General features: G+C 43.4%; 23 protein-coding genes. 17 read left to right on the top strand and 6 right to left on the bottom strand.

Annotation, left to right across the window (positions count from 1 at the left end; translation table 11 throughout):
* Nucleotides 1–79: 79 nt before the first annotated feature.
* Complete coding sequence (locus JJQ94_RS18025) at nucleotides 80–616, bottom strand: GspH/FimT family pseudopilin (protein WP_236596510.1); 537 nt, start codon at nucleotides 614–616, stop codon at nucleotides 80–82.
* A 137-nt stretch (nucleotides 617–753) separates the two neighbouring features.
* Here JJQ94_RS18025 and glnB point away from each other — a divergent pair, with 137 nt between their 5' ends.
* Nucleotides 754–1,092 (top strand): nitrogen regulatory protein P-II, encoded by a 339-nt coding sequence (gene glnB / locus JJQ94_RS18020; protein ID WP_010371023.1) that lies wholly within the window; start codon nucleotides 754–756, stop codon nucleotides 1,090–1,092.
* Nucleotides 1,093–1,311: 219 nt separating this feature from the next.
* Here glnB and JJQ94_RS18015 read toward each other — a convergent pair whose 3' ends face one another.
* Nucleotides 1,312–2,076 carry an outer membrane protein assembly factor BamD gene (locus JJQ94_RS18015; protein ID WP_010371025.1) on the bottom strand — a complete coding sequence of 255 codons (765 nt, stop codon included), beginning with the start codon at nucleotides 2,074–2,076 and terminating at the stop codon, nucleotides 1,312–1,314.
* Between the two features lie 123 nt (nucleotides 2,077–2,199).
* On the opposite strand from JJQ94_RS18015, the gene rluD reads away from it, so the two are divergent.
* From rluD to JJQ94_RS17985, 6 genes are all read left to right on the top strand, one after another.
* The gene (gene rluD, locus JJQ94_RS18010) at nucleotides 2,200–3,177 is read left to right on the top strand and encodes a 23S rRNA pseudouridine(1911/1915/1917) synthase RluD (protein WP_010371027.1); all 978 of its coding nucleotides are present in this window, start codon (nucleotides 2,200–2,202) and stop codon (nucleotides 3,175–3,177) included.
* A 1-nt stretch (nucleotide 3,178) separates the two neighbouring features.
* Entirely contained in the window at nucleotides 3,179–3,895 is a 717-nt protein-coding gene (gene pgeF / locus JJQ94_RS18005) for a peptidoglycan editing factor PgeF (protein ID WP_099029357.1), read from the top strand.
* A 90-nt stretch (nucleotides 3,896–3,985) separates the two neighbouring features.
* Nucleotides 3,986–6,559 carry an ATP-dependent chaperone ClpB gene (clpB, locus tag JJQ94_RS18000; protein ID WP_010606680.1) on the top strand — a complete coding sequence of 858 codons (2,574 nt, stop codon included), beginning with the start codon at nucleotides 3,986–3,988 and terminating at the stop codon, nucleotides 6,557–6,559.
* A 128-nt stretch (nucleotides 6,560–6,687) separates the two neighbouring features.
* Complete coding sequence (locus JJQ94_RS17995) at nucleotides 6,688–7,623, top strand: NADP-dependent oxidoreductase (protein WP_099029356.1); 936 nt, start codon at nucleotides 6,688–6,690, stop codon at nucleotides 7,621–7,623.
* A 128-nt stretch (nucleotides 7,624–7,751) separates the two neighbouring features.
* Nucleotides 7,752–9,329 (top strand): glutamate--cysteine ligase, encoded by a 1,578-nt coding sequence (gshA, locus tag JJQ94_RS17990; RefSeq protein WP_010371034.1) that lies wholly within the window; start codon nucleotides 7,752–7,754, stop codon nucleotides 9,327–9,329.
* A gap of 130 nt (nucleotides 9,330–9,459) precedes the next feature.
* Entirely contained in the window at nucleotides 9,460–10,068 is a 609-nt protein-coding gene (locus JJQ94_RS17985; RefSeq protein WP_010606683.1) for a transglycosylase SLT domain-containing protein, read from the top strand.
* 212 nt (nucleotides 10,069–10,280) lie between these two features.
* Here the strand turns inward: JJQ94_RS17985 and JJQ94_RS17980 are convergent, their stop codons facing one another.
* The gene (locus tag JJQ94_RS17980) at nucleotides 10,281–11,543 is read right to left on the bottom strand and encodes an HlyC/CorC family transporter (RefSeq protein WP_010606684.1); all 1,263 of its coding nucleotides are present in this window, start codon (nucleotides 11,541–11,543) and stop codon (nucleotides 10,281–10,283) included.
* 68 nt (nucleotides 11,544–11,611) lie between these two features.
* Nucleotides 11,612–12,418, bottom strand: a complete 807-nt coding sequence (locus tag JJQ94_RS17975; protein WP_099029355.1) for a cytochrome C assembly family protein — start codon at nucleotides 12,416–12,418, stop codon at nucleotides 11,612–11,614.
* A 207-nt stretch (nucleotides 12,419–12,625) separates the two neighbouring features.
* Between JJQ94_RS17975 and ffh the strand changes: the two genes are divergently transcribed.
* Nucleotides 12,626–14,005 (top strand): signal recognition particle protein, encoded by a 1,380-nt coding sequence (gene ffh, locus JJQ94_RS17970; protein WP_010371045.1) that lies wholly within the window; start codon nucleotides 12,626–12,628, stop codon nucleotides 14,003–14,005.
* Between the two features lie 59 nt (nucleotides 14,006–14,064).
* Here ffh and JJQ94_RS17965 read toward each other — a convergent pair whose 3' ends face one another.
* Nucleotides 14,065–15,723: a tannase/feruloyl esterase family alpha/beta hydrolase gene (locus JJQ94_RS17965; RefSeq protein WP_099029354.1), complete on the bottom strand. Its 1,659-nt coding sequence runs from the start codon at nucleotides 15,721–15,723 to the stop codon at nucleotides 14,065–14,067.
* Between the two features lie 256 nt (nucleotides 15,724–15,979).
* Here JJQ94_RS17965 and rpsP point away from each other — a divergent pair, with 256 nt between their 5' ends.
* The 9 genes from rpsP to JJQ94_RS17920 all read left to right on the top strand — a co-directional run bounded on the left by rpsP (nucleotide 15,980) and on the right by JJQ94_RS17920 (nucleotide 21,551).
* Nucleotides 15,980–16,228 carry a 30S ribosomal protein S16 gene (rpsP, locus tag JJQ94_RS17960; RefSeq protein ID WP_010371051.1) on the top strand — a complete coding sequence of 83 codons (249 nt, stop codon included), beginning with the start codon at nucleotides 15,980–15,982 and terminating at the stop codon, nucleotides 16,226–16,228.
* 17 nt (nucleotides 16,229–16,245) lie between these two features.
* Nucleotides 16,246–16,779, top strand: a complete 534-nt coding sequence (gene rimM, locus JJQ94_RS17955) for a ribosome maturation factor RimM (RefSeq protein WP_010606688.1) — start codon at nucleotides 16,246–16,248, stop codon at nucleotides 16,777–16,779.
* Entirely contained in the window at nucleotides 16,779–17,546 is a 768-nt protein-coding gene (trmD, locus tag JJQ94_RS17950) for a tRNA (guanosine(37)-N1)-methyltransferase TrmD (RefSeq protein ID WP_010371055.1), read from the top strand. Before rimM ends, trmD begins: the two co-directional genes overlap by 1 nt.
* Nucleotides 17,547–17,579: 33 nt before the next feature.
* Entirely contained in the window at nucleotides 17,580–17,939 is a 360-nt protein-coding gene (gene rplS / locus JJQ94_RS17945) for a 50S ribosomal protein L19 (protein ID WP_010371056.1), read from the top strand.
* 212 nt (nucleotides 17,940–18,151) lie between these two features.
* A complete protein-coding gene (tyrA, locus tag JJQ94_RS17940; RefSeq protein WP_099029353.1) occupies nucleotides 18,152–19,300 on the top strand; it encodes a bifunctional chorismate mutase/prephenate dehydrogenase in 1,149 nt (382 codons plus the stop codon).
* Nucleotides 19,301–19,581: 281 nt separating this feature from the next.
* On the top strand, nucleotides 19,582–19,836 hold the full coding sequence (locus JJQ94_RS17935) for a type II toxin-antitoxin system Phd/YefM family antitoxin (protein WP_010371061.1): 255 nt from the start codon (nucleotides 19,582–19,584) through the stop codon (nucleotides 19,834–19,836).
* A complete protein-coding gene (locus JJQ94_RS17930; RefSeq protein WP_172439899.1) occupies nucleotides 19,829–20,089 on the top strand; it encodes a Txe/YoeB family addiction module toxin in 261 nt (86 codons plus the stop codon). The genes JJQ94_RS17935 and JJQ94_RS17930 overlap by 8 nt, the downstream gene beginning before the upstream one ends.
* Before the next feature lie 428 nt (nucleotides 20,090–20,517).
* Nucleotides 20,518–20,859: a hypothetical protein gene (locus JJQ94_RS17925; protein WP_099029351.1), complete on the top strand. Its 342-nt coding sequence runs from the start codon at nucleotides 20,518–20,520 to the stop codon at nucleotides 20,857–20,859.
* Between the two features lie 107 nt (nucleotides 20,860–20,966).
* The gene (locus JJQ94_RS17920; protein ID WP_099029350.1) at nucleotides 20,967–21,551 is read left to right on the top strand and encodes a hypothetical protein; all 585 of its coding nucleotides are present in this window, start codon (nucleotides 20,967–20,969) and stop codon (nucleotides 21,549–21,551) included.
* 28 nt (nucleotides 21,552–21,579) lie between these two features.
* On the opposite strand, the gene JJQ94_RS17915 is transcribed toward JJQ94_RS17920, so the two are convergent.
* A complete protein-coding gene (locus JJQ94_RS17915; protein WP_099029349.1) occupies nucleotides 21,580–22,437 on the bottom strand; it encodes a sugar phosphate isomerase/epimerase family protein in 858 nt (285 codons plus the stop codon).
* Between the last annotated feature and the right edge of the window lie 66 nt (nucleotides 22,438–22,503).

Raw genomic sequence — 22,503 nt, 5'->3', positions numbered from 1 at the left:
TTTTATTTAAGCCTAGTCGTTTATATATTAAAGGCAAGGTTGGAACTTCGAGATATTTTGCGCATCAGTACTTTTGTGGCTATCCACAGGTATCTGTTGTATTTCCTCGATATAATGCTGTACCTGCAGTTGAAACGCTCAACTGCTGATTGTTGTCGTCACTACCAGGACAATAGGTAAAATTGCCGGCGTTTGAACCACTTAAGAGTCCACTTGAATCAAACCTTAGACGATTGTCACCAGAAAATACCATAGTGTCGTTATCGTCTACGACCTCCATCGTTCTATGGATAGTATCACCATTACTAAATGTGCCATTTTTATCACTATCAACAAACACGCTAATTCTGTTCGTTGCCCAATTATCTTGGCAGGCAAATGGCGTTCTTGCTTGAATGTTGGCTGGGGGAGCTGGGCAGAGAATGACTATTTCGTCAGCGGCGGTTGCTTTTACGCGAGCAAAAGCGATGTTGCGCTGTAATTCTTGTAAGAAGGACTCTGCTCGGTTGCGTTGCAGCAGGTTGCCATCAAAGCTAAATGAAATGGCCAACACGATAGCCAATATAGCGATGGTTATCATCAGTTCTAGTAGATTGAATCCCGCTGATTGTTTCATTACCGCCTCACAACCAAAAAGTAATAATTTATGATTAATATTATTGCGTGAAATCACTTCAACTTTCAATGTCTTTGTTTGCCTTGGGCAAGCGGATTGTCTAAAATCGACGCTATACCAAAGGAATCGAGATAGTCATGAAGAAAATAGAAGCAATAATTAAACCGTTTAAACTTGATGATGTCCGAGAAGCGCTTTCGGATGTGGGGATCACGGGTATGACGGTATGTGAAGTAAAAGGTTTTGGTCGTCAGAAAGGTCATACTGAGTTATATCGCGGTGCTGAATATATGGTAGATTTCTTGCCTAAAGTAAAGCTTGATATTGTTACGGCAGATGAAGACGTTGACAGAGCGATTGAAGTTATCCTAAAAACCGCACAAACAGGCAAAATTGGTGACGGTAAAATTTTTGTGACCGATGTTGAGCGTGTGGTTCGGATCCGTACAGGTGAAGAGGACGAAGAAGCAATTTAATGACGCTGTTAAGTCAAATGCTTACCTTTTAAGGCTGCTTACCTTCTATTATGGGCAGCCTAATTCCTTCCTTATTACAACTACAATCAAATAAAACACTCTGACGGCTGATGTCTATGTACAGGAAACAAGTATTTTTTACTGCTGTAGAATGCTTGAAGGCGAGTACTGGTGGGAGAGAAGTCACGACATTGGTGATATCGTGACTTAGCACTCTATTTATTTGTTACGTGCGTTAACCGATTTGGCTTTTTTCACGTTATCCGCAAGGTCAGGAAGACCGAGTTTACGGTAGCTTTTTTCCATAATGTCAAAAGCTTGGGTCAGATAACTACTTTGAGAGTAGTGTTCTACTACATATTTGCCACGGTTTGCTGCGGCAAGATATGCTTCACGCTCGAAGTAATATTCAGCGACTCTCAGTTCGTAACGAGCCATTTTGTTTAGTAGCCAGACTAAGCGTTTTTTCGCCTCTGGTGCATACGGACTGTTTGGATAGTTTTTAACTAACGTGGTTAAATCCTGAAAAGCAACACGGGTACGATTAGCATCGCGGTCGGCTCTGTCTACACCGAAATATTCTTGGAATGCGTTTTCGTCAGCTTTAATACTCACCAAACCTCGCATGTAGTACATGTAGTCTAGGTCTTTATGATTTGGATTTAAGCGAATAAAACGATCAATAGTTGCAAGTGCTTGGTCAGTGTTACCTGTTTGATAATATGCATAGACTAAGTCCATTTGAACTTGTCTTGCATAGGGGCCAAACGGGTAACGAGCATTAATCGCACCCAATAATTCAATGGCGCGGGCATATAAACCGGAATCTAATGTTTGTTTAGCATCTTCATAAAGCGCTTGGGCGGATTTGTTTGGTACGCGTTCAATATCTTCTTGTTCTGGTGCGGATGAACAGGCTGCCAAACCCAAAACAGACGCGGCTAACGCCAGCCTAAAGGCGTGTGTCCTTAAGTTTTTAATCATTTTATTTTACTACCTTTGTTTTCTTCGGCTAGGCCAACTCGGCAAAACCGAGTAAACTATGCATTAATACGATTCTAACCCAGTCGAGCACGGCTTGCACTGGTAAATTAGGTAAAGTTTCAGATGTCAGAGCAAATTTCCCTCCAAGCGGAGGTTCCAGTCGAACTCGGTGGTAAACGTCTAGACCAAATATTGGCGCAATTGTTCCCGGATTTTTCTCGTTCAAGAATAAAAACTTGGATCCTTGAAGATAAAGTCACCGTAGATGGTGAAGTATTCAACACTCCTCGTGAAAAGTTACTTGGTGGTGAAAGTGTCGCTATCGAGACGGTTATCGAAGCACAACGTGAATACGAAGCGCAAGATATAGAGTTAGACATTGTTTACGAAGATGATGACATTCTTGTGATAAACAAGCCGATGGGGCTGGTGGTTCACCCCGGTGCCGGTAACCCAGATGGCACTGTGCTAAATGCTCTGCTGCACCATCACCCAGAAATCATTAACGTGCCTCGTGCTGGTATCGTACACCGTCTAGATAAAGACACGACCGGTCTAATGGTCGTGGCGAAAACCATTCAAGCACAAACGCACTTGGTGAAGAATCTACAAGCGCGTGAAAACTTCACACGTGAATACGAAGCGGTTTGTAATGGCACGATGACGGCAGGTGGCATGATTGAAAAGCCAATCGGTCGTCACGCAACCAAGCGTACACATATGGCGGTGCATGAGATGGGCAAGCCAGCTATCACTCATTACCGTGTTGCTGAAAAGTTTCGAGCACACACGCGCTTGCGCCTGCGCCTAGAAACCGGTAGAACGCACCAAATTCGTGTTCATATGGCGTATTTGAATCACCCACTAATTGGCGATCAGCTCTATGGCGGCCGTCCTCGTCCACCAAGAAATGCGACTCAAGGATTAACCGAGCAATTAAGAGAGTTTAAACGTCAGGCATTGCATGCTATAAAACTGAGTATCGCTCATCCTATTACTGGCGAGAAGATGACATGGGAAGCGCCTGTGCCTGAAGATATGATTAAGCTGGTGGCCGCGCTCAGAGAAGACACCAAAGAAAACCCGGACTTAACGTTATAAGATGCAGCTTGCTCAGTGGCCATTAACCCAATTCGTTGGGGCATTATCAACAACGCGCAAGGGCGGTGTTTCAGCACCACCGTATGATAGCTTTAATTTAGCCTTTCATGTTGGCGATAATGCTGAACATGTAGCCGAAAATCGCCGAATTTTGCATGGCTATGTGGCCAACCCGATTGTATGGCTTGAGCAAGTGCATGGCGCAGAAGTGGTGGTGGTTGACGAGCAGTTTGAAATCGCGCAGGTTCATCAAGCCGATGCCTTATACACTCGCTTGCGTCAAACACCACTGGCTATCATGACGGCAGACTGCTTACCCATTCTGCTTGCATCAAAAGATGGTGAAGAGGTGGCCGCTATCCATGGTGGTTGGAAGCCTCTTGCGGCTGGAATTATCTCGCAAACACTGGCTAAATTTAACTGTGCTCCTGAAGAGATCTGTGTATGGTTTGGCCCTGCGATTGGGCCTAGTGCATTCGAGGTGGGCGAAGACGTAGTAGAGGCTTTTGAGGCGCAACGAAATACGGCATTTGTTGCCAAAAAAGACGGTAAATATCTGGCGGATATTTTCGAGCTTGCAAAGTCGTTATTGCGCGAGCAAGGTGTAAAGGATTTTTACGGCGATAAACACTGTACAGTAACTATGCCCGAGCACTACTTTTCCTATCGTAGAGACAAAACAACGGGCCGTATGGCAACTTTGATTTGGCGCAAATAATCAGGGTAAATTATTACTTTTACGCTTGATCTTCGTTCAGTTAATACCCATAAATAAGGTAATTCGATATTTTATATGGGTAAATAAATCATGCGTTTAGATAGATTTACAAGCAAATTCCAAGCTGCGCTTTCCGATGCGCAGTCATTAGCGCTTGGGCGCGATCACCAATTTATTGAACCTGTCCATTTAATGTATGCTTTGCTCCAACAGAGCGGCTCGAGTGTGCGTGCATTATTAGCACAAGCAGGTGTGAGCGCCGACGAGCTTAATACTAAGTTGTCACAAGCCATTGAAAAGCTATTTAAAGTAGAAGGTGTAGGTGGTGATGTACAGCTCTCAAATAACCTTATTTCATTGATCAATCTGTGTGATAAATATGCACAAAAGCGTAAAGATAAATATATCTCCAGCGAGTTATTTGTTTTTGCTGCGTGCGAAGATAAAGGCCCATTAGGCGAGATTTTCAAAGCGCTAAATATCACCCAGCCAAAGATTGAGCAAGCCATTAAGGCTATTCGAGGGGGTCAAAAAGTGGATGACCCTAATGCCGAAGACACTCGCCAAGCACTTGAGAAATTTACTATCGATCTCACTGAGCGTGCCGAGCAAGGCAAGCTTGATCCGGTTATTGGCCGTGACGACGAAATCCGCCGCACTATTCAAGTGCTACAGCGCCGTACTAAAAACAACCCTGTACTTATCGGTGAACCGGGCGTTGGTAAAACCGCCATCGTTGAGGGGCTCGCGCAGCGTATTATCAACGGTGAAGTTCCTGAAGGATTGAAAAGTAAGCGCGTACTATCGCTAGATATGGGCGCATTGGTGGCTGGAGCCAAATACCGTGGTGAATTTGAAGAGCGCCTAAAGTCGGTATTAAACGAGCTGGCTAAAGAAGAAGGCCAAGTTATTCTCTTTATTGATGAAATCCATACTATGGTAGGGGCGGGCAAAACCGATGGTGCAATGGATGCTGGCAACATGCTAAAACCCGCACTTGCTCGTGGTGAGCTTCACTGTGTGGGGGCGACCACGCTCGATGAGTATCGTCAGTATATCGAAAAGGACGCAGCACTCGAGCGTCGTTTCCAAAAAGTATTTGTTGCAGAGCCAACCGTAGAGGACACCATCGCGATTCTACGTGGCTTAAAAGAGCGTTATGAGTTGCACCACTCAGTGGATATTACCGATCCTGCGATTGTTGCTGCGGCTAATTTATCACATCGTTATATCTCAGACCGACAGCTTCCAGATAAAGCTATCGACTTGATAGACGAAGCAGGGTCGTCAATTCGACTGCAAATTGACTCAAAGCCGGAGCAATTAGACAGGCTAGAGCGCCGTATTATCCAACTAAAATTGGAAGATAACGCGCTGGCAAAAGAGAAAGATGAAGCGAGTCAAAAGCGTCGCACTGAGATGCAAACGCTCATCAATGAATTAGAAGCCGAGTACCGAGAGCTTGATGAAGTGTGGAATGCCGAAAAAGCCTCACTACAAGGCACGCAAGTGATTAAAGCTGAGCTTGAGCAAGCGCGTTTAGATCTAGAAGTCGCGCGTCGAGCAAGTGATTTGCAACGTATGTCTGAACTGCAATACGGTCGGATCCCTGAGCTTGAGCGAAAACTAGACCTTGCTTCTCAGGCTGAAATGCAGGAAATGAGCCTTTTAAAAAATCAGGTCGGTGAAGATGAAATTGCAGAAATTTTATCTCGCTGGACTGGGATCCCGGTAGCAAAAATGCTTCAAGGTGAGCGTGAAAAGTTACTGCAAATGGAAGACGAACTTCATAAAAAAGTGATTGGTCAAGACGAAGCCGTTAATGCGGTTGCCAACGCTATCCGTCGCTCACGAGCCGGACTTGCAGACCCAAATCGCCCAATTGGTTCGTTCTTGTTCTTAGGTCCAACAGGGGTTGGTAAAACGGAGCTGACCAAAGCGTTAGCCAACTTTATGTTTGATACGGAAGATGCCATGGTGCGCATTGATATGTCCGAGTTTATGGAAAAACACTCGGTTGCGCGCTTGGTTGGTGCACCTCCTGGTTATGTAGGTTACGAAGAAGGTGGCTATTTGACAGAAGCGGTAAGGCGTCGTCCTTATTCTGTGATTTTGCTTGATGAAGTGGAAAAAGCGCATCCAGATGTATTTAACATCTTATTGCAGGTCTTGGACGATGGTCGCTTGACCGATGGTCAAGGTCGTACGGTTGATTTTAAAAACGCGGTGATCATCATGACCTCGAACTTAGGGTCGGATGTCATTCAAGAGCAGGCAGGAAACAACGACTACGCGACACTCAAAGAGCGAGTTATGGCCGTGCTCGCTAGTCAGTTTAGACCTGAGTTTATTAACCGTATTGATGAAACCGTGGTGTTCCACCCGCTGATCAATGAACATATTAAAGAAATAGCGAGTATCCAGTTAGACAGATTGAGTAAACGCTTAACTGAAAAAGGCTTTGCGCTTGAGCTCAGTGACGCCGCGCTTGATAAAATCGCTGCAAGCGGGTTTGATCCTGTATATGGTGCCCGTCCTCTAAAACGAGCCGTGCAACAATATATTGAAAACCCGTTGGCACAGGACTTGTTACAAGGTAAGTTTGTGACTGGCGATACCATTAAAGTCGAGGTTGTCGACGACCAGATAGTGTTCAATCACTAATATAGCTAAACGCTCTTACAGCCATACTGTAAGAGCGTTTTTCCTTCCCATACTGTAAATTTCTTCAAACTCCTTACCCTTTCGCGTATTCTACAAAGATAACAAACTGTCTTCTAAGAAAGCCGCTTATGATAACTAAGTCAACCACTTACGGTATTTACGAATTTGGTGATAGCAATCAACTGTGTAGTACCACCATTTCTTTGCCAGCGCTTACTTCAGGCCAAGTGCTCATAAAAGTAAGCAGTACCAGTATTAATCCTATTGAAGTGAAAACCAGACAAGGCCTTGGTTATGTTGCAGCGCAAAAAAGCGCAGATGCCTTTTTGCCACTCGGATACGATCTGTATGGTGAGGTGATCGAGGTGTTTGGCCCAGATAGCCAATTTAAAGTAGGCGACTTTGTCATCGGTATGATTGGGTTTGCAAGTAACCCCGGAACCTATAGTGATTATGTGGTGGCGCTTGAGTCAGAGCTCATCAAGGTTTCTTTGCAAGAAAATCCAGATATTGCAGGTCTTTGTCTTGCGGGTCTTACGGCAAAACAAGCGTTAGATAAATTTTCGAATCGTAATCGTCCACTATATGTATTGGCACCAACTGGTGGCGTGGGGCATTTTGCAATTCAACTAGCACAGCTCCAAGGGCGAAAAGTCATTGCGGTCTCGACCCGCCCTGAGCACGAATTGTTGTCGAAGCTCAAGGTAACGGCAATAAGTTATGACGAATTTTATCAGCACCAAGTTGAATGCGATTTACTGGACTTAATTGGTGGCGATATTGCATTACAGTGTGTCGACTCGATGAAGCCGGATTCGCACCTAGTGACTATTCCCAGCGTCACCAAAGAAATGGTCTGTGAGCGAGCCACGACAAGGGGTGTAAAGGCTGAAGGTATGCTGGTTGCGAGTAATTTAGACGATCTTAAATATTTGTATCAGGCGTACCAAGCTGGCAAAATCAGCATAAACGTAAGTCATTACTTTGCTATGGCGGATATTGCGCTGGCTCATCACTGTATGGAAAGTGGTAAGCATGTTGGCAAAGTTATTATTAAGGCCTAAATGTACTAAAAGTAGCCATATTTAAATTGATTACTCGGTTTAAATCACTCATTTAATGAATACACTTGGTATAATTTGGTTTCGACCCCATAAACTTGAAATTGGCCTGTAGGTTCGAGGAAGAATTTTTGAAACAATTAGACTTAAACACTAAGCTGGACTTATTGTCTGACGGCGCGCATCGCGGCGTTTTCAAAGGTATCAAAAGAGGTATCGAACGTGAGGCATTGCGGATCCAAGGGTCGGGAAAAATAGCGAAAACACCGCATCCAGAAAAGACGGGCCACGCACTGACCAATGGTCATATCACCACTGATTTTTCTGAGTCGCTACTCGAATTTATCACTCCAGTGAGTGAAGACCCACAAGAGACATTGGCACAACTTTCTGATCTACAGAAGTTTACTTTGGCTAATATGGGTGATGAGTTACTGTGGCCTTTGTCGATGCCGTGCTTTATTGAGGATGAAGAAGATATTGTCCTAGCACAGTTTGGCACTTCTAATATCGGCAAAATGAAAACGCTATATCGTGAAGGGCTGAAAAATCGCTATGGCAGTATGATGCAGGCCATTGCTGGTGTGCACTTCAATATTTCGTTTCCAGAGACCGTATGGCAAAGCCTGCAAGTGATGTCTGAAGATGATAACCCTCAACAATCATTTATCTCCCAGCAGTATTTAGGCCTAATTCGTAACTTCAAGCGTGAAATGTGGCTGATAAGCTACCTGTTTGGCGCATCTCCTGCGCTTTGTCCGTCATTTTTGCAAGGCAAAAAGAGCGACTTGCCATTTAGTAAGCTAGAAAATGGCTCCATATACCTTGAATATGGCACCGCACTTAGACTGGGTGATTTAGGTTATACCAATAGTGCACAAAGCTCGCTTAAGGTGATGTATAACGATCTGGATGAGTATATTGCAGGCTTGCGACAAGCCATTCGTTGCCGCTCCGACTTGTATCATGAAATTCCAGACTATAGAGCGGCAGAGCCAAAACAGCTGAATCGCAACATTTTACAGATTGAAAATGAGTTCTACTCGCCAATTAGACCAAAACGCAATGCCAAGTCTGGTGAAACGCCGACTCAGGCACTTGAACGTGGTGGTATCGAGTATATCGAAATTCGTGCGCTGGATGTTAACCCATTCGAGCATACTGGTGTGAGTCTTGAGCAAATCCACTTTCTAGATGTGTTCTTAACCTATTGTTTGCTAAAACCAAGCCCTGAGCTTTCATTTGAAGCGCAAAAGCTAGCTGGTAAGAATTTACATCAGGTGGTTAATCAAGGTCGCTGCACAGCACTTGAACTGAGTAAAGCGGGTGAGCCTGTGAGTGTGAAACAGTGGGGCACAGAGATTTTTACAGACTTACTCAAAGTCGCAAAAATGTTAGATGCGAGTACCGAAAAATCAGTTTATGTGGCAACCGTGGAAAAATTAATGTTGTCAATTGAAACACCTGCACTTACTTTTTCTGGGCAGTTGCTATCTCAACTGAAGAGTCGTACCTTAGAACAAGGCTCAATGGGCATTGAACTTGCGAAAAAATATAAGCAACTTCATCAAGATATCAAATACGGCTATTACGATGAAGATACGCTGAAGTCATTTGCACGTCAGTCTTTTGAAGATGAGGCTGCGGTTAGAGCTGCTGATACGGTGGATTTCACGGCTTTCCTTGACGATTATTTTTCAAGGGCATAATGCACAAGGCATAAAAAAGCGCAGCCATAAGGCTGCGCAAATAAATTTCAGGGATGAAACAATGCTAAACTGCTGCATTCATAAGTTCAGACCAATGCAAATTGTAAAAGTTCATTAGGTTTCGAAAAAAATGCAAAAAAAATTAATTTTAATTAGCCTCGTCGCTGTTTTATCCGGATGTGCTACTGCACCACCTAAACAACCTCATGATATTTGTAAGATTTTTGAGGAAAAAGAAGATTGGTATTATGACGCTCGTGATGCTCAAGAAAAATGGGGTTCACCAAAGCATGTACTGATGAGCATGATGTATCAAGAAAGTTCTTTTCGGCATGATGCGGCTCCTCCTATGGAATATTTCCTGTGGTTTATTCCTGTTGGTAGAGTGAGCTCTGCTTATGGCTACTCTCAAGCCAAAACCCCGACCTGGTCTGATTATATTCGTGAAACAGGAAACTCAGGTGCAGATCGCGATGACTTTGAAGACGCCATCGATTTTATGGCTTGGTTCGTTTACAAAACTCACAAGGTAAACGGCGTGTCTAAATGGGATGCTTACGCACAATACCTCAATTATCATGAAGGCTGGGGCGGTTATCGTCGTGGTACTTATAAAAATAAGAAATGGTTAATGCAAGTCGCAAATAAGGTAAAGCATCGTGCTGCGCGCTATGCCGTTCAACTTAAGCGCTGTGAAGATGATTTAGATAAGAACTGGTTCGAGAGAATTTTTTCTTGAGGAAATTGCGGTGTTACTTTCAACACCGCAACTGAGTTTAGCTTTTACTTGCTTAAGAGTTATACCAATTAGTCATAATACTTGCTCAATTTGAAGGATAAAATCTGACGCTAACTGCGTTAAAAATTTCTCATTTAGAACAACTAAATAGTAAAATTTTTGCCTTGTTATCGACAAGATTTTCTTGCCTCAAAATAGACCACTTAATTAAGCTAATTGGTATTAGAAGAAATTTTCACCATCTTGATCATGTTTTCTTTAATCTCAATGACTTCCATCTTATAACCAGAAATCGTTAAGCCAAGAGGTGCATCTGGAATATCTTCAAGGTGCTCTACAATCAGACCGCTGAGGGTTTTAGGACCTTCGGTAGGTAAGTCCCAACTCATCTCTTTATTTAAGTCACGCACGTTTACACTGCCGTCAACCATAACTGAGCCATCACGCTGCATGTTTACGTCTTCGCTCGGTGCACGCGTCTGCGTAGTGGTAAAGTCACCAACGACTTCTTCAAGAATATCTTCAAGCGTAACAAGACCTTGAATGTCACCATACTCGTCAACAACAAGACCAATACGCTCTTTGGCTTCTTGGAATTTGATCAGCTGTGTATTGAGCGAGGTATTCTCTGGTACATAGTAAATCTCTCTTACCGCACGCAGTAGTGACGGCTTATCAAACTGCTCTTTTGTCAGTAGGCGTAGCGCATCACGAGCATGAATAAAACCAACCGCGTCATCAATTTGGTCACGGTAAAGTAGCACTCGGGTGTGCTGCGCATTCGTGAGCTGACGAGCAATATCTTTCCACTCGTCATTGATATCTATCGCATTGATTTCACTGCGTGGGATCATAATGTCTTCTACGGTCACGTGATCTAAGTCTAAGATAGAAGTAAGCATGTTTTGGTGGTTTGAGGGCAGCATAGCGCTTGACTCGTTGACCACGGTTTTTAATTCTTCTTTACTTAGGCTGTGCTCTTCAATCTCTTGTGGTGTGATCCCGACCAAACGTAACATACCATTGGTGATCCAGTTGGTCGCAACAACCAAAGGAAACAAGACCTTCAACAATACTTTTAGGATAACAGAGCTTGGGAACGCGACTTTCTCAGGGTATAAAGCTGCGAGAGTCTTAGGTGTGACTTCAGCGAAGATAAGGACCACAAGTGTGAGGCCAAAAGTAGCTACTGCGATACCCATATCGCCATACAGGCGTAATCCAATGATGGTAGCAACTTGTGCAGCGGCAATATTGACGAGGTTATTTCCGATCAGGATCAGACCAATCAGTCTGTCAGGACGGTTAAGGAGGTTACTTACACGCTTCGCACCACGGTGATTCTCTTTTTCAAGATGGCGTAGACGAATACGGTTGATTGACATGATACCGGTTTCTGAACTAGAAAAATAAGCCGACATCAAAATGAGCACGCCGAGTATGATAAACAAGGCGCTGGTCGATATGTCTTCCAACAGTGGATCCCTTTTTTACTTACGAAAGAGTATTAAGCGTTAGTGAGTTACGATAGTCAAGTTAAAGTTTAAAACCTGCCTAAAATCACTTCTTGTATAAAGCGACTGCCAAAGTAACCTAAAGTCACGATGCCAGAAGCTGCTATGATTGAAATCACCACAGACTTACCGCGCCAGCCGAATTGCTGATGCCCAAATGCGACGACGACATAAATAAGCCATGCAACGATAGATAAAATGGTTTTGTGAATAGTCTCTTTGGCGAACATACCGTCTAAAAAGTAAAAACCGGATGCCAATGCCAGCGTTAATAAACCTGTGCCTACAAATAACAGCTGATAAAGCTGCCTTTCCACTTGCATAAGCGGCGGTAGATGACTGGTCATAATCGCTAAATCCCGTTGTTTTAAGCGTTTATCAATAAACATAAATTGAATGGCGTAGAGTGTGGCGATGATAAGTACGCAGTAAGCCAACAAAGAAAGTGAAATATGCAAAACGAGACCAACATCTATGTTTATTGTATGCATAATAATATGGTGAGGAATAAACAGGCTTGCTAATAACAAAATAGCGGCGAAGCCATACACCACGGGCAGCAATAATGTTGCAGGGAAGCGTAAAGATACGGTCGTTACAGAAACAACGATAACCCAACAGGTTAACAAGGCAACGTTGACGGTACTGAGATCTTGCCCTTCATGCGTAAACACTGAATTCACCAACACTAGCATATGAGTCAAAATGGCGACGGTGCTTAATATTAAGGTTTTCTTTTGATTTGGACCTTGTTTGTCAAATAAGCGCGATAAAACATGGCTAGTGGTCATGATGTAAAAGAGACAGGCGATTAATGACAAGCTAACAATCAACATAAAAATAAGTGCCTAATTTTTGCTTTCCTTTTTTAGCTATTGTATTTAAAGCCTATCCGCTTGCATAGGGTTTTATTTCAATCCGTTAACTTATTCTTATTTTCGTTCAATGAAAGCGTAAAAAGCAGAACAATCGGCTTGAATACTGTATTAGTGGCTCGCATATCAGTATAATGCCCGACAATTTCGAGATTTTGGAACCGATACATGTTTGAAAACCTCCAAGAGCGTTTAGGAAAAACGCTTAAAAACATCAGTGGCCGTGGCCGACTAACTGAAGACAATATTAAAGAAACACTCCGTGAAGTACGCATGGCATTGCTTGAGGCTGACGTTGCCTTGCCAGTTGTGCGCGACTTTGTAAAACAAGTAAAAGAACGCGCGGTTGGTGTAGAAGTCACAAAGAGTCTGAGCCCAGGCCAGGTTTTCATCAAGATTGTTCGTGAAGAACTTGAAAAGTCGATGGGTGAGGCCAACGAAGAGCTGAACCTAAACGCGCAGCCGCCAGCTGTCGTCATGATGGCAGGTCTTCAAGGTGCGGGTAAAACCACCAGTGTTGGTAAGCTGGCTAAATTCCTTAAAGAGCGCAAAAAGAAATCTGTGTTGGTGGTGAGTGCTGACGTTTATCGTCCTGCGGCTATCAAACAGCTCGAAACGTTAGCCGCAGAAGTTGACGTCGAGTTCTTCCCCAGTGATATTTCACAAAAGCCGGTAGATATCGCAACGGGTGCTATTTCTCACGCGAAGAAGAAGTTCATTGATGTGGTACTTGTGGATACTGCAGGTCGTTTGCACGTAGATGCAGACATGATGGACGAAATCAAAGATTTACACGCGGCGATTAATCCAATTGAAACCTTATTTGTCGTTGACTCAATGACAGGTCAGGATGCTGCAAATACAGCAAAAGCGTTCGATGAAGCACTGCCACTCAGCGGTGTTATCTTAACTAAGACGGACGGTGATGCGCGCGGTGGTGCGGCGTTGTCTATTCGTCATATTACTGGTAAACCCATTAAGTTTATCGGTGTGGGTGAAAGAACGGATGCCTTAGAGCCATTCCACCCTGACCGTGTTGCATCTCGAATTCTAGGTATGGGCGACGTACTGTCGCTTATTGAAGAAGTCGAAATGAAAGTCGATAAAGACAAAGCCCAAAAAGTGGCTGAGAAAGTCTTTAAAGGCGACGGTTTTACACTGGAAGATTTTGCTGAGCAGCTGCGCCAGATGAAAAACATGGGCGGTATGATGTCGATGATGGAAAAGCTGCCTGGTATGTCGAACTTGCCGGATGCAGTAAAAGGTCAAGTAAACGATAAGACCTTTAACCAAATGGAAGCCATCATAAGCTCAATGACGCCTAAAGAGCGTGCACGTCCTGAAATCATCAAAGGCTCGCGTAAAAAGCGTATCGCTGCGGGTTCTGGTACGCAAGTACAAGACATTAATAAGTTGCTGAAGCAATTTACCCAAATGCAGAAGATGATGAAGAAGATGAAAGGCAAAGGCGGCATGATGAAAATGATGAAGAATATGAAAGGTATGATGCCACCGGGCATGTTCGGTGGCGGTGGGCCTAAGTTCTAACACCGTTTTATAGTATGTATAATGTGAAAGGCAAGCTATGGGCTTGCCTTTTTGTTTACTTAGTTATTCTTAAAATTGGGCACTATTGGCCTAAAGTTTTCTGCTTTTTTAGGGTCGCCTGTACCAATGTACTTGGCTTCTTGTGGATAGGGATAAACGGGGCGAGTGAAGAGAATATTGCCCTGCGGATCTTCTTTTTGCGTCATAAGCGCATCCGGTGCTATGCCTGTATCAAGCCAATGCACTAACGCTGCGATAGCATCAAAGGTTTCAGCGCCAGGTCCCTCGATACCACAATGCACCAATCCTGGTGGCAAGAATAGCCGAGCAAAGTCGTAGGTGTTTTCTTTACCCATATAGTTGATAACCGACTCATACCAATCAATAGTTGCATATGCGGGTATCGCAGCGTCTGACCATCCATGTAATACAATCATTTTACCACCGCTATTTTTAAATCCAGTTAGATCAGGGTGATCGGCGTCCATAAAGCTTGAGACAGGTGAAAGCTCTCCAATCTCATTGTTATAAGAAAAGTCTCTCCAGTTGCCTTGATTGTATCTTTCTCGAGGAAAAGCCAAATACTTTAAATACTCGGTTGCAGCATAATAGTGATAAGGCTTGATAAACGGTGCTTCAGGGAACAACCAACCTGTCCATTCAGGTTCAGAGCCATAGGGTAGGCCGCCATAAATGATGTTGCCTTGTTGGTCGTAGGATGGTGCGTATATTTCCTTAATTGCGTTGACTTGGCGAGGTGTCAGGCATTTACCCGTTATGTTGTCGCTGCATAGGAGCGTTTGCGGGTCAAAATCGCAGCGTCTTGGGTCACTTATTAATCCATCAACTAAGCCATCTTTATGGTCACAAGCTTGCATGACGGCCTGCGAAATAAAGTCAGTGTAGCTTGCATCGAGCAATGCGTTATTGTTTTCATCCAAAATAGCTTTTGCATTATCCATGCAGTTGATTAGGTTGACTTTGGTGTAATTAATCGTTGGTCCTCTGGCAATCACGCCATCAAAGTCATTAGGGTAACGCCTCGCGGCCATTATCCCAGCATGACCTCCCTTCGAACAACCCGATATAAAAGAGTACGTAAGTTGTTTACTATAAAAGCGTTCAATAACCGCTTTTGCTGCAACAGCAACCACGTGGTTCGCTCGGTAGGCAAAGTCTTCTCTTAACGGCACATTGTTTTTAGCCCACAAACCATCGAATCCAGCAGCGGTATGGCCGCCATCATGAGACATGGTCGCGTAATTACGCATAACGCCAGCCATCGTTGGATAGTTGGATACTTCGCCACAAAAGCCCATACAGGCATTGAGCAAGAAACGTTGGTTCCAAACTTGGTCCATTGGCAACCGAAGCTGAAAACGTATCGTCGGTGCCACATAGCCTTCAACCAAACAGTGCTCAGGTAAAGAGTTTGTTCCTTTTGGTATAGGTGCCCCCAATAAGCGACTATACTTATATGTCCAGAGTTCGGTGTCGGCATCTAGAGTTTGGCTTGGTACATATTCGGCATTGGTGATACTCATTGCAGCATTACCTTGCTCTAACTGCGAGAAGTCACCAAAACGTAACAGTTTACAAGCCGTTATTTCTTCATTGCTTGCTGCAAGTGTTGAAGTAGCAATGAGCGCAAAAGAAAAGAGTGGTATATCTAGAAGTAGATGTTTAATTGAACGTTTTGCTCTCCGCATTTGGTTCATATGTGTGCTTTCCTTATAAATGAAACAACAGGGATTTTCGACTTTCCAGCAGTGCTGAAAAAGTCAATTTTTTGTACCACTATTGGGACGAATGTGGCGTGCGAAACTTCAGCGGTAATTTTGTAGCAGGGCCTAATAAAGCATCAACTTTGGAATTAACTTGCATTGCGCGTGAAAATGCGTAAAATGCCCGAGCTTCCCGTAATGGGAAGTACAAACTTATTAATGAAAACAGTCAATCTATGTAGAGGACGGTATGGTAACTATTCGTTTGCAACGTGGCGGCGCTAAAAAGCGTCCATTCTATCAAATCGTGGTTGCGGATAGCCGTTTCTCGCGTGACGGTCGTTTCATCGAGAAGGTAGGTTTCTTTAACCCTATCGCTGCAGGTCAGGAAGAAAAAGTACGTTTAGATTTATCTCGTGTTGATCACTGGGTAGGTCAAGGTGCAGCTCTTTCAGATCGTGTTGCGAAGCTGGTTAAAGACGCTCGTAAAGCGGCTTAATAGGCGTAAGTGTAACCATGAGTCAAAGTAAAACCTCGACAATCGTTGTTGGTAAGCTTGGTGCTCCTTATGGCATCAAGGGTTGGCTTAAGGTGCATTCATTTACTGACGATCCCCAAGGGATCTTCGATTTCAGCCCATGGTTGATAGGGCAACAAGGTAAATGGCAAAACCTTGAAGTGAGCGACTGGCGTCGTCACAACAAGGGATATATCGCTAAATTTGCACAGGTAAACGACAGAGACGAAGCAGTGGCTTATACCAATGCTGAAATCGCTGTTTATGCTGAGCAGCTTCCTGAATTACCTGAAGGGGAGTTTTATTGGCGAGATCTCATCGGCATGTCAGTAGTAACCGATAAAGGCTACGACTTAGGCATAGTTGATGACTTGATGGAGACAGGTTCAAATGACGTTTTGGTTGTGAAAGCAAACAAAAAAGATGCATTTGGCCAATCGGAAAGATTAATTCCATTCTTAACAGACTCTGTTATTTTGGATATTAATCATGACGAGAGAAAAATTACGGTAGATTGGGATCCAGCGTTTTAATGAGTGATCAGCAAAAGCTATGGGTTGGAGTGGTTTCACTTTTTCCTGACATGTTTGATGCGATAACTCAGCAAGGCGTAACGGGTCGAGCTGTGAAAAACGGCTTGATTGAGTTTAATTGTTGGAACCCAAGAGACTACGCCACTGATAAACATAGAACCGTGGATGACCGACCTTATGGTGGTGGCCCGGGAATGTTGATGATGGTTGAGCCTCTTAAAAAAGCTATTCTTGATGCCAAAGCGGCAGCAGGAGAAGGCGCTAAAGTAATTTATATGTCCCCTCAAGGGCGAAAGCTAGATCAACAAGGTGCGACTGAATTGGCGCACTCTGAAAAGTTGATTTTAGTAGCGGGTCGTTATGAAGGTATTGATGAGCGGATCATCGAGTCTTATATAGACGAAGAGTGGTCCATCGGCGATTTTATACTGAGTGGTGGTGAGTTACCTGCCATGACATTAATCGATGCGGTAGCGCGATTAGTGCCAGGTGTGTTAGGTCATAACCAATCAGCAGAACAAGATTCATTTTCGGATGGCTTGTTAGATTGTCCTCATTATACCCGGCCGGAAACATTGGATGATAAACAGGTGCCTGCTGTATTACTCAGCGGAAACCACCAAGAAATAGCCAAATGGCGCTTAAAGCAGTCTTTGGGTAGAACTTGGCAACGTCGTCCTGACTTGTTGCGTAACCTAGCTCTGACTGAGGAGCAGGCGGCATTACTTGCTGAATTTCAGCAAGAGAATGGCCAAGCTTGTGGCTAGAAGACAGTTACACCTAGGAATGTGAGAAATAAAATGGCAAAAGTAAACCAAAATATTATTAAAGAGCTTGAAGCTGAACAGCTTAAGCAAGACATACCTGCATTTGGCGCTGGTGATACAGTACTAGTTCAGGTTCGTGTAAAAGAAGGTGAAAAAGAGCGTCTGCAGGCCTTTGAAGGTGTTGTAATCGCTAAGCGTAACCGTGGTCTACACTCATCTTTCACTGTTCGTAAGATTTCAAGCGGTGAAGGTGTTGAGCGTGTATTCCAAACGCACAGCCCTCTTATCAGCAGCGTAACAGTTAAGCGTCGTGGTGCGGTTCGTCGTGCTAAGCTTTACTACCTACGTGAGCGCTCTGGTAAATCAGCACGTATTAAAGAGAAACTTAACTAATACGTCGCATTTATCAAATGCAGATAAAACAGGCCGCTTTATGCGGCCTGTTTTGGTTTTATTTCCCCTCATTATTTCCATTCTGTGAATACTCACTGACATATCTGGCGTCTTGTCACGATATTTTCATGGTTGCTTACTTTTAAAGCGGCGCACTTCTTGTTAGACTCGGTGTATTATTTAATTTACTACTGTATATATAAGTTTACATCATGAATGGGGCTAACGATTTAGAAGCAATACGCGTTGCAATAGATGATTGCGATAGCGAGCTTGTCGCGCTACTTGCAAAGCGCAAAGTATTGACAGAACAGGTTGGAAAAATAAAACAGCAAAAGGGCGCACCGCTACATGTGCCGAAGCGCGAAGCTGAGTTGATCAAAGCCCGGCGCGCAGAAGCTGATGCCAAAGGGGTAAACCCTGATTTAGTCGAAGATATTCTGCGTCGTATGATGCGAGAAGCCTACGAAAACCAACAAAGTGAACTCGCCTGTGCGGCACCAAAAATGTCGCCGGTCGTTATTGTCGGTGGTCAAGGCGCCATGGGTAAACTGTTTGCGAAACAGTTTAGACGCTCAGGCTACGAAGTACGCATTTTAGACAAAGACAATCAATCACAGGCTACTGAGCTACTAAGTGATGCTAAGTTAGTATTGGTGAGCGTTCCTATCAATGCCTTTGAGCAGGTTGTTAATGCGTTACCAACGCTGCCTGATGACTGTATTCTTGCTGATATTACCTCGGTGAAGCAAGCCCCGCTCAAAGTACTGATGAACAAGCACAACGGCCCTGTGGTCGGTCTACATCCTATGTTTGGTCCAGATATATCTCATTGGGTCAAGCAAACGGTTGTGGTGTGCGAAGGGCGTATGCCAAAGCAATGTGAAGGATTAATCAAGCAACTAAAGATCTGGGGCAGCCAGCTGGTACCCATGGACGCTAAAAAACACGACCAATCCATGCAGATCATTCAGGTAATGCGCCACTTAACCACGTTTGTGTATGGGCAGTTTTTATCTAAGCAGTGCCATTCATTAAAAGAGCTAAGAAGCTGCTCATCGCCTATCTACCAATTAGAGCTGATGATGGTGGGACGGTTGTTTGCGCAATCCCCTGAACTTTATTCAGATATTATGCTCGCGCAATTTAATGATGTAGAAGGGTTATTGGCAAGCTATCAAGATACCTTTGAGCAGACATTAACCAAGCTACAACAAGGTGATAAAGAAGGCCTAATGCAGTCTTTTTCACAAGCCAAACATTATTTCTCAGAAAGTGCGAAACACTTCCTATCACAAAGCCGAGGCCTGCTTAACAAAGCCAATGACGCTAAAGTGTTGGATTATGAGGAAAGTATTTAGCGTCTAGATATACCTCCTAGATCACAGCGTAAATAGTATTGTGGGAGGTGGCTTTACGCCACGATTTTACGTAGGTCGCCATTTATGGCGACAAATAACTTGTGTATAAGTGAGATATTCAAGAATTCACGCTAATGAGCTTTTCGCTTCACTCAATTTTGGCCCACAATTTTTACCCGTTAATCGGGCGTTGGTTTATCAATATCATATGTTCAGCTTACTGTACAAGTAGGGTAGTGAAGACTATACTTGTTCCATTAAATGTACATGTGGGGATTCTTATGAAAATCGTATCTTTTACTGAAGCTAGAAATAGTCTCAAAGCTGTTTTAGACGGTGTAGTTAATGATGCTGATACAACAGTTATAACACGGCGTGACTCTGAGGATGCAGTGGTTATGTCTTTAGACTACTACAATAGCCTTATGGAAACAGTGCATTTACTACGTTCTCCTCAAAACGCTGAACACCTAAACCGTTCAATAGCACAGTACCGCGCTGGTAAAACAACAACGCGAGAGTTAATTGATGAGTAGTTTATTGGCGTGGACTGATGACGCTTGGGATGATTACCTGTATTGGCAAACTCAAGAAAAGAAAACACTTAAGCGCATCAATAAACTACTCAATGATGTTAAGCGCTCTCCATTTGAGGGCATCGGGAAACCTGAGGCGTTGAAAGAGAATCTATCTGGTTTTTGGTCTCGTCGTATTGATGATACTAACAGACTTGTTTACGCAGTTGATGATCAAGCGATAACGATAATTTCGTGTCGTTACCACTACTAAATCGGTTTCAGCGATTTGGCATCTACAAGACGCTAAAGATGGACTAACAAACGCTTGGCATTTTCGATTTGATGCAGCTTTAGTGTTTACGGCACAATGGGTTAGATAAAGTGCTAGCGTTGCTCACACTTTCTTACGTAGGTCGCCATTTATGGCGACAAATAACCAGCGACATATAAAATTGAGCATTTTTAACACGTTATCTAGATGTAATTTGTTCTTAGCGAGCCAATCGATGGCTCGGATAAGTCACTCCTTGCGTGAAGCAGGTGATTTGTGTGTTGAAATTATAATCTTTGATTGGTAAGTTACTAAAATTATTAGATAAAGTTATTTTGATAATTGTTAGTTTTTTACCTGTGGATAAGTAAGATATTCAAGAATTCACGCCAATGAGCTGTTATGCGATTGTCTAGATGGAGAGTTCAGTGAGAATATTCCTGCTATTTATCGGTTGGTCGTCAGTCATAGGGAGTTTTGGGGACGGTGCGTTAGGTCTTTATGCGTTGTGGGTTGCAGCTGCTTCTAATTGGGCTGAATTATCAATTTCTCTTGATACATTCCTAAAACAATATGTGGCATTTATATATTGGGTTAAGCAAGTTGCTTATTATGTAATGCCGAAAGACTTTGCTGCTTGGCTATTTAGTTTGCCGGCTCTCGCTTATTTTCCTGTTCGGATTTTAATGAGCATTGTAATCGGGTGGTGGGCGTTAAAAAAAGCAGCGCAGCTTGCACCGTCAAACGGGTATGAAGAAGAAATCGTATAACAAAGTATTGAATCGGACAATTTACAGTTAGCTGCTGTTCGCTTCGCTAAGTATAGCCAACTATAAATTGCCGTTTAATGCGGCGTTCATAAATAATAGATAAGTACATGAAAGAGAAGTTGGTATCATTTGATCTCGAAACAGATCTAGTCATTTCATTGCGGTGCTTACTTGACGCATTGTCCCAAATTGAAAGAGGGCAAAACACGTATTTTAAATGGGCAGTGATCTACGGACATAACTCTGTTCAATCGGCAATGTGTTTAGCTCTCATTACATCGGACTCACGCCTAGTTCGGAAAAAAGGAAGTAATCACTCAGAGTATGGTGATTTAGATAATATTGAATGGCTTTACGAAAAGCTGCGGAAAGAAGACTTTCTTCCTTATATGGGTAGCAAAGTAATTGATAGTCAGCGATTTGAAAAAGAAAAAATTAGCCGTTTGCAGACAGTTAGGAATACATTTATCCATCAACACCCATCACTTTATGTCTTTACATTTAATGAATTAGTAGAGTTAATCAGTATTTCTGTTGATCTAGTTGGGTTCTTAATCAATGAAAGTGAGCGTCTAGCTATAAATTGGCATACACAATCTCAAATAAAGGGTTTGGTGGACGAGGTGAACACGCAACTAATAAACTGTCAAGTTCGATCGAGCCCCGCGATCAAACCTGACAGTGACTATTAGCTATTTCAGATAAACATATTCCCGCTTGTTACTCACTCAATATCTTATCTAAATTCACTTTTGAGCGGGCGACGCTTTCTAGTGGTGTTAGGCCGCTTGGGTATTCTTCTTGTTCGATTACCAGCCACTGTGTGCCGCCGTGTTGCTGCATGGTTTGGATGAGCGCTTTCCAAGGGTAGTGGTTTTCGCCAATGATTGGGCTTTTGTCATCTCCTTGGTGAGTACGTATTTTGATATGTGTCGATACGGTTCTTCCTGCATATCGCTTAACATAATCGCTGGGTGATTTACCTGCGTAAATCACCCAGCCGACATCGAGCTGCAGTGGAAAATCGCTAGGGGTGTTGGTGGCGATATAATCCCAAAACGTGCTATTAGCGTATGGGTTAAATTCCTTTTCATGATTATGAAATCCGATCTTCATATCGTAGCGTTTGGCAATTTGGTGCACTTGGTTAAGCTGTTTTACAAATGCTTGCACTTGGTTTTTATCCCATGCTCTTTCATCCCAAGGAATAAAGAGCGTGGATATGCCTAAGGTCTTGTAAAAGAGTAGGGTGCTTGCTAGTTTTTCTTCAGCTAATGCGTCAAAGCCGATGTGGGCACTGCTCGCAACTAAGCCGAGCTCTGCTAGTCTTTGTTTTAATTTGCTTGGGTTATCGGCATAGTTGCCAAAGTTTCCAGCAAACTCAACGCCATCAAATCCCATGTTGGCGAGTGCTTGCAAGGTGCCATCAAAGTCTCTTGTCAATTCATCTTTTACCGACCACAGTTGAACGCTAATAGGTAACGACTGATAAGATGCCTGCGCGTATAGCGGCAGCGCGATAATAAAAGCAATGAACAGTACTACTTGTTTAAACAATACGATTTTTCTAAACATCATTTCTTCCTAAAACTAAAAAAAGCAGAGTCTAACTCTGCTTTGCTTGGGATTAGTCATAACAAAATG

The sequence above is a fragment of the Pseudoalteromonas sp. GCY genome, assembly GCF_016695175.1.
Lineage (GTDB): Bacteria > Pseudomonadota > Gammaproteobacteria > Enterobacterales > Alteromonadaceae > Pseudoalteromonas.
This window is presented reverse-complemented; position numbering and strand designations above follow the sequence as displayed.

Excerpts from the sequence above, each read along its gene's own strand:
- JJQ94_RS17915 (WP_099029349.1), bottom strand. The coding sequence starts at position 22,437 with ATGATGTTTAGAAAAATCGTATTGTTTAAACAAGTAGTACTGTTCATT.
- JJQ94_RS17920 (WP_099029350.1), top strand. The coding sequence starts at position 20,967 with ATGAAAGAGAAGTTGGTATCATTTGATCTCGAAACAGATCTAGTCATT.
- pgeF (WP_099029357.1), top strand. The coding sequence starts at position 3,179 with ATGCAGCTTGCTCAGTGGCCATTAACCCAATTCGTTGGGGCATTATCA.
- trmD (WP_010371055.1), top strand. The coding sequence starts at position 16,779 with ATGAGTGATCAGCAAAAGCTATGGGTTGGAGTGGTTTCACTTTTTCCT.
- rimM (WP_010606688.1), top strand. The coding sequence starts at position 16,246 with ATGAGTCAAAGTAAAACCTCGACAATCGTTGTTGGTAAGCTTGGTGCT.
- JJQ94_RS17965 (WP_099029354.1), bottom strand. The coding sequence starts at position 15,723 with ATGAACCAAATGCGGAGAGCAAAACGTTCAATTAAACATCTACTTCTA.
- rpsP (WP_010371051.1), top strand. The coding sequence starts at position 15,980 with ATGGTAACTATTCGTTTGCAACGTGGCGGCGCTAAAAAGCGTCCATTC.
- glnB (WP_010371023.1), top strand. The coding sequence starts at position 754 with ATGAAGAAAATAGAAGCAATAATTAAACCGTTTAAACTTGATGATGTC.
- clpB (WP_010606680.1), top strand. The coding sequence starts at position 3,986 with ATGCGTTTAGATAGATTTACAAGCAAATTCCAAGCTGCGCTTTCCGAT.
- rluD (WP_010371027.1), top strand. The coding sequence starts at position 2,200 with ATGTCAGAGCAAATTTCCCTCCAAGCGGAGGTTCCAGTCGAACTCGGT.
- JJQ94_RS17995 (WP_099029356.1), top strand. The coding sequence starts at position 6,688 with ATGATAACTAAGTCAACCACTTACGGTATTTACGAATTTGGTGATAGC.
- rplS (WP_010371056.1), top strand. The coding sequence starts at position 17,580 with ATGGCAAAAGTAAACCAAAATATTATTAAAGAGCTTGAAGCTGAACAG.
- JJQ94_RS17935 (WP_010371061.1), top strand. The coding sequence starts at position 19,582 with ATGAAAATCGTATCTTTTACTGAAGCTAGAAATAGTCTCAAAGCTGTT.
- tyrA (WP_099029353.1), top strand. The coding sequence starts at position 18,152 with ATGAATGGGGCTAACGATTTAGAAGCAATACGCGTTGCAATAGATGAT.
- JJQ94_RS18025 (WP_236596510.1), bottom strand. The coding sequence starts at position 616 with ATGAAACAATCAGCGGGATTCAATCTACTAGAACTGATGATAACCATC.
- ffh (WP_010371045.1), top strand. The coding sequence starts at position 12,626 with ATGTTTGAAAACCTCCAAGAGCGTTTAGGAAAAACGCTTAAAAACATC.
- JJQ94_RS17985 (WP_010606683.1), top strand. The coding sequence starts at position 9,460 with ATGCAAAAAAAATTAATTTTAATTAGCCTCGTCGCTGTTTTATCCGGA.
- JJQ94_RS18015 (WP_010371025.1), bottom strand. The coding sequence starts at position 2,076 with ATGATTAAAAACTTAAGGACACACGCCTTTAGGCTGGCGTTAGCCGCG.
- JJQ94_RS17930 (WP_172439899.1), top strand. The coding sequence starts at position 19,829 with ATGAGTAGTTTATTGGCGTGGACTGATGACGCTTGGGATGATTACCTG.
- JJQ94_RS17975 (WP_099029355.1), bottom strand. The coding sequence starts at position 12,418 with ATGTTGATTGTTAGCTTGTCATTAATCGCCTGTCTCTTTTACATCATG.